Here is a 1,259-nt window from a genome sequence, read left to right on the forward strand (position 1 = left end):
GGGTGGCAGCGGTGTTGCCGTTGGCTGCAGCGTCCTGAACGACCGCCCCTGCAACATCGACCGTGACAACCCCGTCAGAAGCGGGCGTGATGGTGGCTGTATAGACCGTCGCCGATGTCGCCTGGAAGTTCGACGCGGCGCCATTGCCGACACTGATGTCGCCAACGACAAAGCCGGTGACGTCTTCATCGAAGGTGAAGGTCACCGTAAAGGCGCCAGAAACAGGTCCGGCAGGACCGGTGATCGCCAGCGTCGGAGCGGTGGCGTCATTCGTCACAGAGAACTGGGTCGCGGCCGTGTTGCCGTTGGCTGCGGCGTCTTCTGCCACATCGGCAGCGACATCAACCGTCACCGTCCCATCGGCGGCTGGCGTGATGGTGACAAGAAAGTTTGTAGCAGGTGGAATAGTGCTGGAAGAGGAGACACCATTGGGAAGCGCAAACTCAGCGCGCAGATCCTTTGCTGATCCATTGCCAACAGTGATTTCAGAAATATCAAAACCGGTGATCGGCTCAGAGAAAACAAGGCTGGCGGTAAATTCTCCACTTACAGGACCGGCAGGACCGGTGATCGCCAGCGTCGAAACGGTATTGTCGATGATCACGCTGCGGTCATCTATGGCGCCTGTGGGTGCAAGCGAAGACAGCGCATTACCTGCATCATCGGTTACATCATGGCCAGGTGCAAGACCGATCGTGATCGTGCCATTCAATCCCGCCAGATCACCGCCTGAAGCGGTAAACGCATAAAGGTTCGGCTGTGGGTTGGTGATCTCTGTAATGGTCGCGGTTGTACCCGTAAGCTGAATGTCTGACGCATCAAGGTTGGCAAGGCTCTCGCTAAAGAACATCGCCCAGATCACCGTGTCGGCATTGGTCGGCGAGCTACCAGGCTGCACGTTGTCAACGCTGGTGGTCGTCGGAGCTGTCTCATCATTGGTCACAGAGAACTGTGTGGCAGCGGTGTTGGTATTACCCGCTGCATCAGCGGCAACATCGGCAGCGACATCCACCGTGACGGCGCCATCAGAAGCCGGCGTGATGGTGGCGGTGTAAACCGTCGCTGATGTCGCCTGGAAGTTCGAGGCGGCGCCATTGCCGACACTGATGTCGCCAACGACAAAACCCGTGACGTCTTCATCGAAGATGAAGGTCACCGTAAAGTCGCCAGAAACAGGTCCGGCAGGACCGGTGATCGCCAGCGTCGGAGCGGTGGCGTCATTCGTGACAGAGAACTGGGTGGCAGCGGTGTTGCCGTTG

Annotated in this window: 1 protein-coding gene; it reads right to left on the reverse strand. The window is 58.5% G+C overall.

The window, feature by feature from the left end:
- A partial coding sequence (locus tag V0U79_RS13580; protein WP_330200052.1) for an Ig-like domain-containing protein occupies positions 1–1,259 on the reverse strand: 1,259 nt, incomplete at both ends.

The sequence above is a fragment of the Hyphobacterium lacteum genome (assembly GCF_036330345.1).
Lineage (GTDB): Bacteria > Pseudomonadota > Alphaproteobacteria > Caulobacterales > Maricaulaceae > Hyphobacterium > Hyphobacterium lacteum.